Below are 15,508 nucleotides of genomic sequence, written 5' to 3'. Positions count from 1 at the left end.
CGCTCCCTCCTTTACCCTAGCTTCCGTTGGGCTTTGGGATGGCAGTCGTGATACACCTGGTTCACATGGCTGTCCAAAAGCTGTACATACACTTGGGTAGAGGAAATATCCGCATGGCCCATCATTGTCTGAATGTCCTTGACAGAAGCGCCGTTTTCCAATAGATGAAGGGCAAAGGAGTGACGGATGGTGTGAGGCGTAATTTCTTTTGTAATGCCTGCCTCCACCGCATAGCCTTTTACAATCTTCCAGAAGCCCTGGCGGGTCAGCCTGCCGCCGTTCAGGTTCACAAAAAGCGCCTCGCCGCTGTCCGGCCCGGCAATCAAGCCCCGCATCCGGTATATGTAGTCAGACACCGCCACCACAGCAGAAGGGTAAATAGGGATGGAACGCACGCCTTTGCTGCCCCGGCAGTACAGCACCCCGGAACGCAGGTTGATGTCCTGTATGTTCAGATTGATAAGCTCCGAGGCCCGGATGCCTGTCGCATACAGCAGCTCCAGCATAGCTTTGTCCCGGCAGCCCTTCGGCTCTGTGATATCCGGCTGGTCAAGCAGCAGTTCAATCTCCTCCCCCAGCAAAACCTGGGGCAGCTTTTTCTCTGCCTTTTCCAGCTTTACCGCCTTGGCCGGGTTATGATCCACAAGCCCCTGCATAATAAGGAACTTATAAAAACAGCGGACAGAGGCCAAATTCCGAGAAATAGTAGTGGTAGAGCGCTTTAAATCAGCCAAATGCTGCACAAAGGCTTGGATATCCCGTTCGTCTGCTTCTAGAGGCGTAATATCCAGCCTGCCAAGAAACTCCAAAAAATACTGGACATCCCGCAAATAAGATTCCCGCGTGTTAGCAGAATTGGCCTTCTGCTCCATAAGATACTGCGCGAACATAGAATGGAAATCGTACACGTTTCAACACCTTCTTTATGATGGAAATATACTGCCGTACAGCACAGCCAGCAAGCCTCCCACAAGAGCAGCCATAACCGCAAAAGACAGGAACAGGAAAAAGTCCATAAGATAACGGCGGAAATTCAGACTTTCTTCCTGAGGGCTGAACCCGGCCTTTGCCAGGCGCTTGGAAAAAACCATGGTGCGGGTGGCGAAAAGCAGGAGCAGCAGAGATGCAAGGGCTGTAACAGGCGTATAAGTACATGCCGCCCGGCCCAGCCCGGAAAGCCCGTCCACAGTAAAAAAGGAAAGGACTCCCAGGCCCACAGTAACGCCTTTCAGAAAGATGAAGGCTGGCACAGCCGCCACTCCAAAAGCGGTCATTCCTAAAAGGAACAACAGGATAAGGCCGATAAGCATATTCAACAATAAGGTGGAGAAACAGGGAAAAAAGCCCCCCTGAGGGTCGGGGATTCCCGAAAAGAACAGGGGCAGCACCTGCCCGCTATGAAAAAAATCAAAAGTGCCTCCGGCTGCCGCTCCAGCCACTGCGCCACATAGCAGCAAAGCCAGCAAAGGGCAAAAAACAGCTTTTCGGGAAAAACGCCGGAGAAAGGGGATGTCTTGGAAGAGCGCGCGGGTTTCTTTTGCTTTCATGAAGCACCGTCCTTTACTTTTTCACAGGGAATGTATGGAGCTTATGCCACATATCTATGAAAAAGGGGTCGCGCCTATGTCTCTCTTTCTGAATAAAAACCGCGATGTATAAAAAGATTATTTGTAACTCAAGTTGCATCCATGCGTAATATACAGTGGACAGGACCAAACTTTATGCATGGCAGGGTGCTGTCTGTTTGTATGTGAGCAGGAAAACTGTCCGCAACAAGATAGAGGGCTGATAATGAAATAAAAGAGGTATATATTGGGTTTTTTCCGGAAAAACCCAGAAAAAACCTTGTCTGTTTTTCCACAATGCCATAAAAACCGTGTGGAAACCCCCGCTGTACTAGCAAACAATCCAGGCTGGGAATTCCCCTTGTCCTATACTATACCCCATCCGCACGAATTTTGCAAGGGGTTTCAATGAATATTTTTTCTTTTTTCGCAGTACCTCAAGATTTTATGTATTTTAGATTATGTAAACTTATGAATATATGCACCTTGTGATTATGTAAAAACGCAGAAATATGGTATGCATAAAAATACACACAGCTAGGCCGTGTGTATAAAGGTTGAAAATATGCTTGTTTTGCGTTTAAAATTTCACTTTCGCTTTGCGGTTGGCCCCCAGAACCCCCCCAATGGCTCCGCTGGCTAAAAGCGCCGCTATCTTCCCTGCACCGCTGATAGCAAAAACCTCTCCAGCCATAAAATAAGAAGCCACGCTGATACACACAGCCAATAAGGCCCCGGACGCCAGCCCCAGGTACAGCCCTTTCTCCTTCGCCGCCAGCGCCGCAGCCAGCCCGCCTAAAAAAGCAGCGGCACAAGCTGCGGCAGTGGTTATCAGCGGCAGGGAACCTTGGGGCAGCACGCCAGCCCTTGCAATAATGAACGCGATAATCGCCAGCAGCACAAGACAGCTCCCCCCTATTGCCCCGGCGGAAAGGAGTATGGATCGGATAAATTTCATAAAAAAGACCTCACAGCTCAAGTTTGTACAATACTATGAGCTGTGAGGCCTCTTTATGCCATATTCATTCTGTTTTTGGTTCTTAGAAGCTGCACCAATCCTATCGGTACAGCTTTTTATTCCTTCTCTTCCTCATGCACAGTGTCCACGCTGCCGATAGCCCAGCGCTTAATGCGCATCTTTGCTTTGTCGCTGCCGGTTTCAATGACGATAGACTCTGTCTCGTCCTTTATCGCCACAATGCGTCCGCATATGCCGCCAATGGTGGTAATCTCATCCCCCACCTGGGCGTTGTTGCGCATTTCCGCTTCCTTTTTCTTCCTCTTGTTCTGGGGCCTGAAGAAGATAAAATACATGCCCACAATAAATACGGCATATATCAATAGAACAACGATCATGTTCATGCCGCCGCCTTGCTGGGTGGTCAGGGGAATTAATTGATTCATTTGTTTTTACACCTCCGAGTTTATCTTTATGATTATAACAAGAAAGCTGTCAACATGCAAGCAAAAACTGGATTTTTCTTGATTTGTTTATATTCTGCGGCTCAATTTCTCCACATTCTCCTTGTAAAAGCCTTCAAACGCTCCTTCATCCAGAGATTTTCGTATCTTTTCCAGCAGATTGTTATAAAAGAAAAGGTTGTGCATCACTGTCAGCCGCATTGCCAGCATCTCCCCTGCCTTAAAAAGGTGGTGGATATAAGCCCTGCTGAATTTCTGGCAGGCCGGGCAGGAGCATCCCTCCTCCAGCGGCGCTTCGTCCAGCTCATATTTGGCATTCAGCAGGTTCCGGCAGCCCTCCATGGTAAAGGCGTGGCCATGGCGGGCGTTCCGGCTGGGCATTACGCAGTCAAACAGATCAACGCCCCGGCGCACTGCTTCCAATATATTGGCAGGCGTGCCCACGCCCATCAGATAGCGGATTTTGTCTTTTGGCATAAACGGCTCTATGGATTCAATAATATGATACATTTCCTCCGCAGGCTCTCCCACCGCCAGCCCGCCAATGGCATACCCGTCGCAGTCCAGAGCGGCAATACGCTTCATATGCTCTATGCGCAAATCCGCAAAAGTACAGCCCTGGTTAATGCCGAACAACAGTTGGTTTGGATTCAACGTATCCTCTAAGACGTTTAAGCGGTTCATTTCCGCTTTGCAGCGCTCCAGCCACCGGGCGGTACGGGCGCAGGAATTTTTCGCATACGCATATTCCGCTGGGTTTTCCACACACTCGTCAAAAGCCATGGCTATAGTAGAGCCTAAATTGGACTGGATGCGGATGCTCTCCTCCGGCCCCATAAAGATGCGCCTGCCGTCAACGTGGGAGGCAAAGGTTACGCCCTCCTCCCGGATACGGCGCAGCTTTGCCAGGGAAAACACCTGGAAGCCGCCGCTGTCCGTAAGCACCGGGCCGTCCCAGCCCGTAAACTTCCGAACTCCTCCCAGTTTTTTCACTGTCCCATCTCCTGGCCGCAGGTGCAGATGATAGGTGTTGCAAAGCTGAACCTGGCATTTCAGTTCCCGCAAATCATAGGCAGACACAGCCCCTTTAATGGCCCCGGCAGTGGCGACATTCATAAAGGCAGGCGTCTGCACTGTGCCATGGACAGTTTCAAATTCACCCCGGCGGGCAGCGCCCTCGGTTTTTAGAAGCTTATACATATGTTCCCCCGTTGCGCGAAAGCTCAGCCTTTCGCCCTTTCCTGTAAATTCATTTCCTGATAAAGCCGCGTAAATTATACAAAATCTTTATTTTACCTAATTAACACACTCCACCCAGAAAAACAGCGGCGCAAGGGCACCCCCACGCCGCTGCTTGCTTGCAAGTTTGCTGGGCGCAGCTACCTATGCTGTCCCAAGAAGAACAGGGCTACTGTGCCCGGGCCGGAATGGGCGCCAATCACAGGGCCAATAAAGTTTATATAGAATTTTTTCACGCCCAGCGTCTCCCGAACCCTCTTTTCCACATACTGGGCGTCTGCCAGGCAGTCCCCATGGCTGATAAACACAGTCTGTCCGGCAGGATCCAGGGCAGTTTCTGCCATCTTGCGCACCAGTTCGTCTAAAGACTGCTTTCTGCCCCGCACCTTGGAAACCGGGATCAGATGGCCTTCATCGTCCACATGAAGCACAGGCTTAATCCCCAGCATAGTGCCCACCAGAGCCGTGGCGGCAGACACCCGCCCGCCCCTCTTCAGGTGGTTCAGATCATCCACCGTAAACCAGTGGCAAAGGTGCAGCACATTTTCCTTCAGCCACGCCAGCAGTTGATCCAGCGTAAGCCCGGCCTTTTGCTGCTGGGCCGCCAGATACACCAGCAGCCCCTCCCCCATGGAGGCGGCAAGAGAGTCGAACACTTCCACCCTGCGCCCGGGAAACTGCTCTTCCAACTGCTGCTTGGCAATGAGAGCGCTTTGGCAGGTGCCGCTAAGGCCGGAAGAAAAGGCGATGTACAGCATATCCTCCCCCTCAGCCAGCACAGGGGAAAACACCTCTATAAATTCCTCTGCGTTTATCTGCGCGGTGGTAGACATCTGGCCTGCCCGCAACTTGTTATAAAAGTCCGGTATAGGCATCCCTCCGCCAGGGATATTCCGGTGGGTCTGGTTTTCCAGCATAAAACACATGGGAATCACAGTCACCCCCAGATCTTCTATCATCTCCGGGGTAATGTCTGTGGTAGAATCAGTAATAATCCGATAGCCTGCCATGAAAGCAGCCCCCTCCTGTATAGGAATTTCTGCCCGAAAGCCTTCTGCCAGTATGCCCTTCTTTACAGAAAAAATGCAGGCAGGTATTTCCTGTTTGGCATATTATACTACAAATTTCCCTGCCTGTAAACCTTATTTAGGATGGCTGTTCCGTCTGGACTGCAAATAATCCTCCAAAATCACTGTGGCAGCCACCGCGTCCACAACAGCCTTGCGCTTTTTCCCCCGGGTATTGGTGGCGTTCAGGTAATTGTGGGCCGTTATGGTGGTGCCCCGCTCATCGCAAAAGTCCACAGGCAGCCCGGAAGCTTCTGCCAGCATGGCCCCCGTTTCCCGGGCTTTTTGAGCGCTCTCCCCTTCGCTTCCGTCCATGTTCCGGGGCAGGCCCACCACCAGCCGCTCTGCCCCTCTTTCCCGGGCCGCGGCAGCAATCCGCTCCACCAGACGCGCCCTGTCCCGCTCCTGTATCACAGCAAGGGGAGAAGCCAGCACCTCTCCCCGGTCGCACACCGCCAAGCCCGTCCGGGCCTGGCCCAAATCAACCGCTACAATAATCATACTGGCCCACTGCCTCCAAAACGGAATTCCACCGGCGGGCGGCGCAGTTCCTCTGTAAGATGGGACATATCATTCAGTTTTTTCCAGGAAAGCACGCCGTTTTCCTCCTCCAGTATGCTCACCCCTGTGTTGCCGAACACCGCGCTTTCCCGTATGCCCGCAAGAAACCCAGATGCCACCCGGGCATACAGGTTCCGGATCACCCCGCCATGGGTAGCAGCCAGTACAGTTTTCCCCCGGTTCTCCTGTATAATGCGGTCAATAGCAGCGTTCACCCGCCCGTACACCTGCTCCATAGATTCCCCTCCGGGAAACTGGCATCGATCCGGCGCTTCATCCCAGGCCTTGGCTGCGGCAGGAAACTTTTCGGCAATTTCCCATAGGAACAAGTTCTCCATCTCCCCCACATCAATCTCCGAAAGCCCTTCTTCCACCTGAATAGGCAGAGGGTGGAAACGGCAGCAGGCCTCAGCGGTTTTCATGGCCCTGGTTAAGGGGCTGGAGTACACCGCGTCTAAATGAATATTCCGAAAGCGCAGCGCCAGCAATTCTAACTGCTGCTCCCCCTGAGGGCTTCCAGGCGCGTCAAACCGCCCCTGGAACCGCCCCTCCACATTCCCCGTAGACTGGCAGTGCCGCACAATGTAAAGCCGCGTCACCATGGGCGCACACCTCCCGTCAGTTCGGAAAGGCTCTTAATGCCCTGCTCCTCCATGAATCCCCCAAGGCCCTCCAGAATCTTCTGGGGCGCATAAGGGTCTGTAAATAGCACTGTACCAATCTGCAAAGCTGTGGCCCCGGCCAAAAGCATCTCCACCGCGTTCTGCCAGGTGGAAATGCCTCCCAGGCCCACAATGGGGATTTTCACCTTCTGGGCTGTCTGCCACACCATACGCAGGGCAACAGGCAGCAAAGCCGGGCCGGAAAGCCCTCCTGTGTTGTTGCGGATAATGGGCCGGCGGGTGCGGATGTCAATGCGCATACCCGTCAGAGTGTTAATCAAAGACACAGCGTCAGCCCCTGCCCTTTCCGCAGCCAGGGCCATTTCGGAAATATCTGTCACATTGGGGGAAAGCTTCACCATCAAAGGCTTTTTGCAGTGCTTTCTCACCTCCTGGGTAATGCCAAACACCCCTTCCGCTGTGGTGCCAAACTGCACCCCGCCCTGCTTCACATTGGGGCAGGAAATGTTCAGTTCCACCATGTCCACACAGGTGTCGTTCAGCTTCTCCACAGTCTCGCAGTAGTCCTCTGGAGTATTCCCCGCCACGTTGGCGATAATGCGGGTGCCCTGCCTTCTAAGCCAGGGAAGATCCTCCTTTATGAAGTGATCCACTCCAGGATTTTGCAGCCCTACAGCGTTCAGCATTCCTCCCGGCGTCTCCGTCACCCGGGGCGGCGGGTTGCCAGGGCGCTCCTTGATGGTGATGCCCTTGCAGGAAATGCCCCCCAGCAGGGACAAAGGGTACAGCTCGCCATACTCCCTGCCAAAGCCAAATGTACCTGACGCGGCAATAAGGGGATTGGTAAACTCCACCCCTGCCACATGCACCTTCATTTTAAGCGCAATCTTTCGCGGTTCCTTTTCCAGCACAACCCCTTCGCCATCATCCAGGCGAAGCACCGTACACTGGTTCTCCTTTTCATACTGGCGGCACTTCTCCTCCGTATTCCCATCCTGCCGCTGCTGCTTGCTGTAGTGGGGCAAAATCTGCACATCCGTCAGCCCCAGGCCTGTGAGATCCTCCAGTCCCATAAAGTTAAGCTGGGGCAGGTAGCGCTCTGTCAGGGCAATGGTTCTTTCCAGCACCAGCGCCCCGGCGCTCCAGCCTATCAGCAGCCCTTTTTCAGCAATCTGGCGCAGCACGTCCGCTCCGTTATGTTCCCGGATGGAACGCAGCAGGTAATACGGATTGCCGCCCATCAGCTCCACCACGCCATACTCCAGAAGCTTTTCCGCTGGCTGGGCATCGAAATCAAACAGATCGGTTTCCAGCCCCAAATAAGCCAGTTCTTTACAGCAGCGCTCCACATGGTAGTTTTTTTCCTTATATTCCGGGTCAGCCGTCACCACCAAAGCCGCCTTTTTAGCGCCTTTTATATGCTTTTGTGCCTCCTGCAGCAATTCATAGCTTGTCAGGCCGTTTGAACACAGCAAAACCATATGCGTTCCCCCTTACTTAAAGTTATATTCTGCTCAAAGCCCCAGCCCGATAGCCTGCTTGTCCCCCGCATAGCCCCTGCCGGGGAACCCTTCCCGGGCAAGCTTTGCAAACCTTTCGGAAAAGCCATAGGCTTCAAGATCCTCCACAGGCACAAAGCGCACGTCGGATATGGGGTTTTCGTCCTTGGAATTGTCCGGCAGCCGGAGCGCGCCCCCTGTCCGCTCCAGCAGGAAGGTAACATGCAGCAGGGTGTGCTGGGACTGTTCCGCGTCGCATACATACAAAAGCTTTTGCACCTGAACCTGTAAACCGGTTTCTTCCTCTATCTCCCGGCATACTCCCTGCCCCAGGGTTTCCCCCTGCTCCAGCCGCCCTCCGGGCAGGGACCAGCCCCGGTTATCGCTAAGCCTCTGCTTCACCAGAAGCAGGCTGCCCTCCTCCAGCAGCACCCCAGTCACGCGCACCTGAAAGTTGTAGCTCACAGCGCCGCCCTCCGACTCACAGTTGCACCATGCAACTGCTAAACACCGGGCCGTCCTTGCACACATGCCCGAAATACTGGCTTCCGTCCTCCCGGAGCAAAGGCGTGGCGCAGCCCAGGCAGGCCCCAATGCCACAGGCCATCCGCTCTTCCAAGGAGAGATAGCAGGGCACGCCCCGGCTCTCTGCCAGGGCCTTTGCCGCCCGGAGCATGGGGGCAGGTCCGCAGGCAAACACCGCGTCAAAGTCCTCCTGCTCTGCAAGCTCTGTCACAAGGCCATGATGCCCATAGCTGCCATCGTCTGTGGCCACAGAAACCTTTGCCCCAGCCGCCCGGAAATCCTCCTCCAGAATAACCGCAGCTTTATTGCGAAATCCCAGGCAGGCAATCGCCTTCTCCCCTAACCCGGCCGCGCAGCCCAAAAGGGGCGGCACGCCAATGCCCCCGCCTATCAGCAGGGTGCGCTTGCTGCTGTCAAGGGGAAACCCTTTCCCCAGGGGAGCCAAAATTTCCAGTTCATCTCCTGGCTCACATTCCGCCAGCTCCGCCGTTCCCTGGCCCCGAATCTGGAAAACAAAGCGCAGAAGGCCCCTTTCCCTGTCTATGCCGCAGATGGAGATAGGGCGGCGCAGTGTATGCCCCGGCAGGCGGATTTGGGCAAACTGCCCCGGGCAGGCTTTCTCCGCAAGTCCCGGGCAGGAAAAGACGTAATCGAATACATCTTCCGTAAGCTTCCAGGCTTCCTCCAGCCTGCACATCACAGAATCAAACTTTTTCATATGCCCTCCTTTACAGAGGCAGCTTCATCTGCCCCACACAGCCCATAATCTCATCCCGCATCCGCAAAGCTTCCCTGCGGGCAGCACCGGCAAAGTCTTTGGGGTCGCAGTTTTCCTTTTGCCAGGCGCACATAATGCCCCGGGAGGAATTGACAATAGCCCCCAGGCCGTTCTTGTCAAAGCCCTGGGCCACGTCGGCGGCAGCGCCCCCCTGTGCGCCATAGCCGGGCACCAGGAAAATGGTGTCTGGCAAGGCTTTGCGCAGTTCTTTAAGCTGCTTAGGGTAGGTGGCCCCCACTACAGCCCCCACGCCGCTGTAGCCATATTTCCCCGGAAGCTTCTGCCCCCAATGCTGGCACATGTTGCCCATAGCCCGGTACAGCGGCTCATACATGGCATGGAGCATCTGATCCTGGAATTCCCCGGAAGAAGGGTTGGAGGTTTTCACCAGCACAAAAATGCCCTTGTCCTTTTCCCCGCACACAGCCAGCAGGGGATCAATGCCGTCCGTTCCCAGATAGCCGTTCACCGTCAGGGCATCTGCCCCAAAGGCCTCAATTGTCTCGCCCTCCACCTCTGTCTCTCCCAAATGGGCGCAGGCATAGGCCTGCATGGTGGCACCGATATCATTGCGCTTGCCGTCCGTAATCACAAACATGCCCTTGCTTTTGGCGTAAGCAATGGTTTCAGCCAGCGTCCGCATCCCCTGCCAGCCGTACATCTCATAGTAAGCCGCCTGGGGCTTCACAGCGGGGACAATATCACACAGCCCGTCAATCAGCCCCTTGTTGAAGGCCAGCAAGGCGTCTGCCGCGCCTTCCAGCGTCTTGCCAAACTTTCCGTAGCTTTCCTCCCGGATATACTCTGGTATGTAGCTAAGCTTGGGGTCTAGGCCCGCCACTGTGGGATTTTGTTTCTCAACCATTTTTTCCAGCAGCCTGTCCATGGACATTGTCAGCACTCCCTTATTTTTTTAGATTTCCGCAGAAAGAAAGCCGCAACACAAAATGTCGCGGCCCGGCATGGTAAAACTATTCTCCGGCTTTCCCGCACCCACTGCCCCTTGGGCCGCGTCCTTTCGGGCTGGGCCTGGAAAACCTTGTCCCGGGTATCATATCACAATCCAGCCCGGTTGTCAAACACTTTTCTCCCCCGGAAAAAGGTGGCAGCTACACGCCCCTTTAACGTCATGCCTTTAAAGGGGGTGTTCCTGCTTTTGCCATGCAGCCTGTTTTCAAGAACCTTCCAGTGCCCCGCCGGGTCAAACAGAAGGATGTCCGCCCATGCCCCCTCTTTAAGCGTGCCTGCCGGAATGCCCAGTATGCGGGCTGGAGCAGCGCTCATCTTTTCCAAAATTTCCGGCAGGGAGAGCACCCCTTCCAGGGCCGTAAAGGCGGCGCAAAGGGAGGTTTCCATGCCAATAGAGCCGTTAGGCGCAGCATAAAAATCTGCCTTCTCCTTGGGGCTGTGTGGGGCGTGATCCGTTGCAATCGCGTCGATGGTGCCATCCTTCAGCCCCTCAAGCAGCGCCAGCCTGTCCGCTTCGCCGCGCAGGGGCGGGTTCATGCGGTAATCCGCGTCCCGGCCGCGGAGGGCCTCGTCCGTCAGCAAAAGGTAATGGGGGCACGTCTCCGCCGTAACAGGCAGCCCCCGGCGCTTATAGTCCCGTATCAGTTCTACAGAACCTTTTGTGCTCACATGACAGATATGAATAGGCGCGCCTATAGAAGCCGCTGCCGCCAGCTCCCGGGCAGTGCCGCAGTCCTCGGCGGCAGCAGGGATGCCGGGAACACCCAGCTCCTCAGAAACCGCCCCTTTGTGCATCAGCCCACCCTTAGCCAAGTCCAAGTCCTCGCAGTGGGCACAGATGGCAAGCCCCAGCCCGGGGGCTTTCTCCAAAGCCTCCAGCAGCAGCCGGGAACTGCCCACAGGCGCCCCGTCATCGCTTAAAGCAATGGCCCCGGCTTCTTTTAAAGCCTCAAAGTCTGTAAGCCTCTCTCCCTGCATCCCCTGGGTAACGCAGGCTGCTGTATAGACAGCAGCCTCTGCCGTCCGGGCGCGCTCCAGCAAGTCCCGCACCAGTTCCGGGCTGTCCATAACAGGCCGGGTGTTTGGCATGGCCAAAAGGCTGGTAACGCCTCCGGCGGCGGCGGCCCTGCAGGCGGAAAACAAATCCTCCTTATAGGTTAGCCCCGGATCCCGCAGATGGACATGCATATCCACTAGCCCCGGCGCCGCCACCAGCCCCGCGCAATCCAGAACCTCCTCCGCTTCCCCTATGTGCTGGAATAAGTCTTCCCCCACCTTGGCAATTTTCCCGTCCCGCAGCAGAAGATCCCCCGCCATGTCTAAAGACTGGCTGGGGTCGATAATATGGGCGCGCTTCAATAAAACCGTCATGCTCTGCCACCTCTCTCAAAATACAAACTGGTCAGTCTAAAATGGCGTGCTGTACCGTCCACTTGGTCAGGGATAAAAGCTCCCGCCCGTAATATTCCGGGAACAGGATAGGATCTGTCTCCGCCACCAGGCTGTAAGCGGTGAATCCGGCGCTTTCCGCCAGTTGCAGCGCCCGGAACATGTGAAAGCTCTGGGTCACCACAGCCACCTCTGTGCTTATCCCCTCTTTCTCCGCAACCTCCATGGCATACACCATGTTCTCCCTGGTATTGTGGGACTTGTCCTCCATATAAATGCGTTCCGCCTCCACCCCCCGGCGCATCAAGCCGTTTTTCTGGGTAAGGGCTTCCGGGCAAGGCTCGTCCCCGCCCTGTCCCCCAGTGACAATGCACCGGGCCTCCGGATATTCCAGCAAATAAGCAGCCGCCGCATCGACCCGGTTCTGCAGGCTCACACCCATGCGTTCCGCGCTGTAAATCCTGGCCCCCAGCACAATAATATCCGTCCCAGGCGGCGGGGTGCGAAACTGTACGGAAAACATCAGCACAGTAAGGGCTGTCGCCCAGCCTATTCCCAGAGCATAGAGGACGGAAAATATCCGGACACAGATTTTTTTCCATCCGCCAGCCTCTGCAAGCCTCCGATAACACAGCAGCAGAGCCAGGCCAAAAGCGCACACGCCCAGCCCAAAGGCCGCGCCAAGCTGGAATCCGCCACGCAGAACAGGCAATAAAAACCACACACATCCGGCTGCGCACAATATGCACCCGGCAGCTTTACCAATCAGTTTTGCTTTCTTCATAGTGTTCTTTTCTCATCCCCAGTCCTTTCCCAGTATTCTGCCCCGCAGCTTCGCGTTTGCACCATCTCCGGGGTATTTTTCATTATACAACATTTTATCCCCGGGGTAAACTCTTTTCGTAAGCAAAAAAGATTTTCCTGGAGATTTCGCCTGAATGCGCCCCAGCCATAAAACAAAAACCGGGCACTCCCGCCTGACAGAGGGAATACCCGGCAAAACACCTTTCCAGCAAAGCTTAAGAAAAGCCTGTCAAGGCTTTTCCCTTTCCTGCTTGGCGCGGCCCAATGCCATGTCATACTTTTTCCCTAAAATGCGGAAATACATCTCAAACCCCAAGCAGAACACCAGGAAGATAACAAAGAAAATCACTACAAACATCCCCCAGGCAGCCAGGTTTTCCATAGGGAACCAGCGGAATACTCTGGCAAACCCTGCGCATGTGCCGAAAACCAGCAGGCAGAAAACCGCCATGCGCAGGTAATAGCTGGGCTTTTTCAGCACGCGGCCTGAGAAAAACACATACTGCAGCAGAGTGATAATGCCGCACAGGGCCAATAGCTGATACACAGTGGCGCAGGCAATCTGCCCGTCTCCCCAAAAGGTGTCAATCAGGGTGTAAATGCACAGCGATCCTGTAAAGCTCAGACAGCCCCAGGTTTTCATCTCTCCTACAAACTGCAAAAATTTTTTCATAATGCACTCCTCCCATTACAGTTCCAACCTTTTTTTCAGCCCTGCCGCATACTGTCTGGACACATACACAGCCTCCCCGCCCCGCATGGTCAGCCGCAGCCGGCCTCCCAGGTCGGGCCGCAGGGACTGGATGGCGTTGAAGTTGACAATTACAGATTTGGAAGCCCGGAAAAACCCCCGGCCAATGAGCCGACCTTCCAGCTCATACAGCCGCAAAGGCGTTTCAAACACGCCTTCTGCTGTGTACAAAAAGGTTTTCCTGTCCACCGTGTCGATGTAAAGCACCTCCTCCATGTCCAGCAGGTAGGTCTGTCCGCCCTGTTCCCCGGTCAGCTTCCGCCCGTCCATAGCCCGCAGCAAGGCCAGCAGCCTTTGGGCTTCGCCGTCCGCCCGGGGGCAGCGGATAAGCACCTCCATCTCCTCTAAGGCTGAATCTTCCTCCAGCTTAATCTGCATCGTTCTGCCTCCTTTCCTTTGGCCCGCCCACAGTATACCCCACCAGGCTTTAAGATTGCAAGAGCCTTTGCGTCACCTGAGTTTTCCAGGCCTCAAGGCGCAAAAAAAGAGCACCGAAACAAACGCTTCGATGCTCTCTGTTTTATGGAACTATCACGCTATACCCCTTGCCAGGGATACAAGATTAATAGCCGCGCTTCACGTAAGTGGTGTGCAGAATCTCGTGGGCCTTGTGGCTGCCAGGCTCGCCCAGGAACTCCTCATAGCACTTCTTCACTACAGGGCTTTCATGGGACTTGCGCAGAGGCATGGCCTTGTCCTGGTCGTACAGGGCCTTGGCACGCTGGGCCTTCACATCGGTGAAGCTCCGCTCTGTAGCGGATACAATGGGCTGGCCGCCGCCGTTTACACAGCCGCCGGGGCAGCACATAATCTCCACAAAGTGGTAGTCTGCCTCGCCTGCGCGGATTTTCTCCAGAATCTTGTTGGCATTGGAAAGGCCGCTGGCTACAGCCACCTTTACATCCATGCCCGCTACCTTGTATACGGCTTCCTTAATGCCCTCGGTGCCGCGGACTTCTTCATAGTCGATAGACTCCACAGACTTGCCCTCCAGCACATCGGCTGCAGTGCGCAGGGCCGCTTCCATCACGCCGCCAGTAGCGCCGAAGATGACAGCCGCACCGGTGGATACGCCCATGGCGTCGTCAAACTTCTCGTCAGGCAGGCGGTTGAAGTTGAGCTGGGCCTTCTTAATCATCTTGGCAAGCTCCCGGGTGGTCAGGCTGATGTCCACATCAGGCAGGCCGGCAGCAGCTTCATCCTCCCGCTTGATTTCAAACTTCTTCGCTGTGCAGGGCATAACGGAGACAGAAACAATCTTAGAGGGATCAATGCCTTCCTTCTGGGCATACCAAGTCTTAATCAGCGCGCCGGTCATGTTCTGGGGAGATTTGCAGCTAGAGAGATTGTCCAGCAAATCCGGGTAGTAGTGCTCGCAGAACTTCACCCATCCGGGAGAGCAGGAGGTGATCATGGGCAGGGTGCCGCCGTTCTTCACACGATCAATAAACTCGTGGGCCTCCTCCATGATGGTCATGTCTGCGCCGAAATCGGTATCAAACACCTTGTCAAAGCCCAGGCGGCGCAGGGCGGCCGCCATCTTGCCCTCTACATTGGTGCCGATGGGCATGCCAAATTCCTCGCCCAAAGCAGCGCGCACAGCAGGAGCAGTCTGCACAATCACGATCTTCTCAGGATCGTTGATAGCGTCGATAACGTCCTGTGTGTTGTCCTTCTCACGCAGGGCGCCTGTGGGGCAGCTTACAATGCACTGTCCGCAGGCCACGCAGGAAACGTCTGCCAGAGGGGCCTCAAATGCACAGCCAATCTGGGTGTCAAAGCCGCGGTTGTTTGCGCCAATAACAGAAACATGCTGGTTCTGGCAGGCAGCCACGCAGCGGCGGCACAAGACGCACTTGGCGTTGTTGCGCTCCAGATACGGGGTGGAAACATCGGTAACATTGTTGGGCAGCGCCCCTGCAAAGCGCTCCTCTTCCTCAATGCCCATGTCATTGCACAGCTTCTGCAGCTCGCAGTTGCCGCTGCGGTCGCAGGTCAGGCACTTCCGCTCATGGACGGAGAGCAGCAGCTCCAGCGTCATGCGGCGGGACTGCTGTACTTTGGGAGAGTTGGTGAACACCTCCATGCCGTCATTTACGGGGTATACGCAGGCGGCCACCAGGGAGCGGGCGCCCTTTACCTCTACCATGCACATACGGCAGGCGCCTATCTGGTTGATATCCTTCAAAAAGCAAAGGGTGGGGATATCAATACCGGCAGTGCGGGCGGCTTCCAGGACGGTAGAATCCTTGGGAACCTCATAGGACACGCCGTTAATCTTGATATTGACCATATCCATAGATTACTAATCAATCC

General features: G+C 55.1%; 17 protein-coding genes and 1 pseudogene. All 18 read right to left on the bottom strand.

What is annotated here, in order from left to right; all coding sequences use genetic code 11:
- Positions 1–11 precede the first annotated feature (11 nt).
- Positions 12–908 (bottom strand): tyrosine recombinase, encoded by an 897-nt coding sequence (locus D1841_RS01330; RefSeq protein ID WP_347563919.1) that lies wholly within the window; start codon positions 906–908, stop codon positions 12–14.
- 15 nt (positions 909–923) lie between these two features.
- On the bottom strand, positions 924–1,250 hold the full coding sequence (locus D1841_RS01325; RefSeq protein ID WP_160641336.1) for a hypothetical protein: 327 nt from the start codon (positions 1,248–1,250) through the stop codon (positions 924–926).
- Between the two features lie 895 nt (positions 1,251–2,145).
- Entirely contained in the window at positions 2,146–2,523 is a 378-nt protein-coding gene (locus D1841_RS01320; protein WP_160641335.1) for a TIGR04086 family membrane protein, read from the bottom strand.
- Positions 2,524–2,639: 116 nt separating this feature from the next.
- On the bottom strand, positions 2,640–2,969 hold the full coding sequence (yajC, locus tag D1841_RS01315; RefSeq protein WP_160641334.1) for a preprotein translocase subunit YajC: 330 nt from the start codon (positions 2,967–2,969) through the stop codon (positions 2,640–2,642).
- An 87-nt stretch (positions 2,970–3,056) separates the two neighbouring features.
- A complete protein-coding gene (gene tgt, locus D1841_RS01310) occupies positions 3,057–4,187 on the bottom strand; it encodes a tRNA guanosine(34) transglycosylase Tgt (protein WP_160641333.1) in 1,131 nt (376 codons plus the stop codon).
- A gap of 179 nt (positions 4,188–4,366) precedes the next feature.
- Positions 4,367–5,236, bottom strand: a complete 870-nt coding sequence (locus D1841_RS01305) for a DegV family protein (RefSeq protein WP_160641332.1) — start codon at positions 5,234–5,236, stop codon at positions 4,367–4,369.
- Positions 5,237–5,368: 132 nt separating this feature from the next.
- Positions 5,369–5,794: a Holliday junction resolvase RuvX gene (ruvX, locus tag D1841_RS01300; protein WP_160641331.1), complete on the bottom strand. Its 426-nt coding sequence runs from the start codon at positions 5,792–5,794 to the stop codon at positions 5,369–5,371.
- Positions 5,791–6,456, bottom strand: a complete 666-nt coding sequence (locus tag D1841_RS01295; protein WP_160641330.1) for a histidine phosphatase family protein — start codon at positions 6,454–6,456, stop codon at positions 5,791–5,793. Before D1841_RS01295 ends, ruvX begins: the two co-directional genes overlap by 4 nt.
- Positions 6,450–7,352, bottom strand: coding sequence for a dihydroorotate dehydrogenase (locus D1841_RS18915; protein WP_237076128.1), 903 nt, complete (start codon positions 7,350–7,352; stop codon positions 6,450–6,452). The genes D1841_RS01295 and D1841_RS18915 overlap by 7 nt, the downstream gene beginning before the upstream one ends.
- 33 nt (positions 7,353–7,385) lie before the next feature.
- Positions 7,386–7,958, bottom strand: a pseudogene (locus tag D1841_RS18910) (Type 1 glutamine amidotransferase-like domain-containing protein); the annotation flags it as partial.
- A 33-nt stretch (positions 7,959–7,991) separates the two neighbouring features.
- Positions 7,992–8,441, bottom strand: a complete 450-nt coding sequence (locus D1841_RS01285; RefSeq protein ID WP_201751161.1) for an NUDIX hydrolase — start codon at positions 8,439–8,441, stop codon at positions 7,992–7,994.
- Positions 8,442–8,457: 16 nt separating this feature from the next.
- A complete protein-coding gene (locus tag D1841_RS01280; RefSeq protein WP_237076124.1) occupies positions 8,458–9,219 on the bottom strand; it encodes a dihydroorotate dehydrogenase electron transfer subunit in 762 nt (253 codons plus the stop codon).
- Between the two features lie 10 nt (positions 9,220–9,229).
- Positions 9,230–10,171, bottom strand: a complete 942-nt coding sequence (pyrF, locus tag D1841_RS01275) for an orotidine-5'-phosphate decarboxylase (RefSeq protein WP_160641327.1) — start codon at positions 10,169–10,171, stop codon at positions 9,230–9,232.
- A 164-nt stretch (positions 10,172–10,335) separates the two neighbouring features.
- Positions 10,336–11,619: a dihydroorotase gene (locus tag D1841_RS01270; protein ID WP_160641326.1), complete on the bottom strand. Its 1,284-nt coding sequence runs from the start codon at positions 11,617–11,619 to the stop codon at positions 10,336–10,338.
- A 31-nt stretch (positions 11,620–11,650) separates the two neighbouring features.
- Positions 11,651–12,421 carry a YdcF family protein gene (locus D1841_RS01265; RefSeq protein WP_160641325.1) on the bottom strand — a complete coding sequence of 257 codons (771 nt, stop codon included), beginning with the start codon at positions 12,419–12,421 and terminating at the stop codon, positions 11,651–11,653.
- 249 nt (positions 12,422–12,670) lie between these two features.
- Positions 12,671–13,114: a DUF3021 family protein gene (locus D1841_RS01260; protein ID WP_160641324.1), complete on the bottom strand. Its 444-nt coding sequence runs from the start codon at positions 13,112–13,114 to the stop codon at positions 12,671–12,673.
- Positions 13,115–13,129: 15 nt separating this feature from the next.
- Positions 13,130–13,570, bottom strand: coding sequence for a LytTR family DNA-binding domain-containing protein (locus D1841_RS01255; RefSeq protein WP_160641323.1), 441 nt, complete (start codon positions 13,568–13,570; stop codon positions 13,130–13,132).
- A gap of 184 nt (positions 13,571–13,754) precedes the next feature.
- Positions 13,755–15,491: an NADH-dependent [FeFe] hydrogenase, group A6 gene (locus D1841_RS01250; RefSeq protein WP_160641322.1), complete on the bottom strand. Its 1,737-nt coding sequence runs from the start codon at positions 15,489–15,491 to the stop codon at positions 13,755–13,757.
- Positions 15,492–15,508 lie beyond the last annotated feature (17 nt).

Origin of the sequence: Neglectibacter sp. X4 (assembly GCF_009917365.1) — a bacterium.
GTDB lineage: Bacteria > Bacillota > Clostridia > Oscillospirales > Acutalibacteraceae > Acutalibacter.
Note: the sequence above shows the minus strand (reverse complement) of the source record. Positions and strands in the feature narration are given on the sequence as shown.

Bases quoted from the DNA above. Each gene is read 5' to 3' on its own strand.
- D1841_RS01320 (WP_160641335.1), bottom strand. From the start codon at position 2,523: ATGAAATTTATCCGATCCATACTCCTTTCCGCCGGGGCAATAGGGGGG.
- yajC (WP_160641334.1), bottom strand. From the start codon at position 2,969: ATGAATCAATTAATTCCCCTGACCACCCAGCAAGGCGGCGGCATGAAC.
- tgt (WP_160641333.1), bottom strand. From the start codon at position 4,187: ATGTATAAGCTTCTAAAAACCGAGGGCGCTGCCCGCCGGGGTGAATTT.
- D1841_RS01305 (WP_160641332.1), bottom strand. From the start codon at position 5,236: ATGGCAGGCTATCGGATTATTACTGATTCTACCACAGACATTACCCCG.
- ruvX (WP_160641331.1), bottom strand. From the start codon at position 5,794: ATGATTATTGTAGCGGTTGATTTGGGCCAGGCCCGGACGGGCTTGGCG.
- D1841_RS01295 (WP_160641330.1), bottom strand. From the start codon at position 6,456: ATGGTGACGCGGCTTTACATTGTGCGGCACTGCCAGTCTACGGGGAAT.
- D1841_RS18915 (WP_237076128.1), bottom strand. From the start codon at position 7,352: ATGAAGGTGCATGTGGCAGGGGTGGAGTTTACCAATCCCCTTATTGCC.
- D1841_RS01280 (WP_237076124.1), bottom strand. From the start codon at position 9,219: ATGAAAAAGTTTGATTCTGTGATGTGCAGGCTGGAGGAAGCCTGGAAG.
- pyrF (WP_160641327.1), bottom strand. From the start codon at position 10,171: ATGTCCATGGACAGGCTGCTGGAAAAAATGGTTGAGAAACAAAATCCC.
- D1841_RS01270 (WP_160641326.1), bottom strand. From the start codon at position 11,619: ATGACGGTTTTATTGAAGCGCGCCCATATTATCGACCCCAGCCAGTCT.
- D1841_RS01265 (WP_160641325.1), bottom strand. From the start codon at position 12,421: ATGAAGAAAGCAAAACTGATTGGTAAAGCTGCCGGGTGCATATTGTGC.
- D1841_RS01260 (WP_160641324.1), bottom strand. From the start codon at position 13,114: ATGAAAAAATTTTTGCAGTTTGTAGGAGAGATGAAAACCTGGGGCTGT.
- D1841_RS01255 (WP_160641323.1), bottom strand. From the start codon at position 13,570: ATGCAGATTAAGCTGGAGGAAGATTCAGCCTTAGAGGAGATGGAGGTG.
- D1841_RS01250 (WP_160641322.1), bottom strand. From the start codon at position 15,491: ATGGATATGGTCAATATCAAGATTAACGGCGTGTCCTATGAGGTTCCC.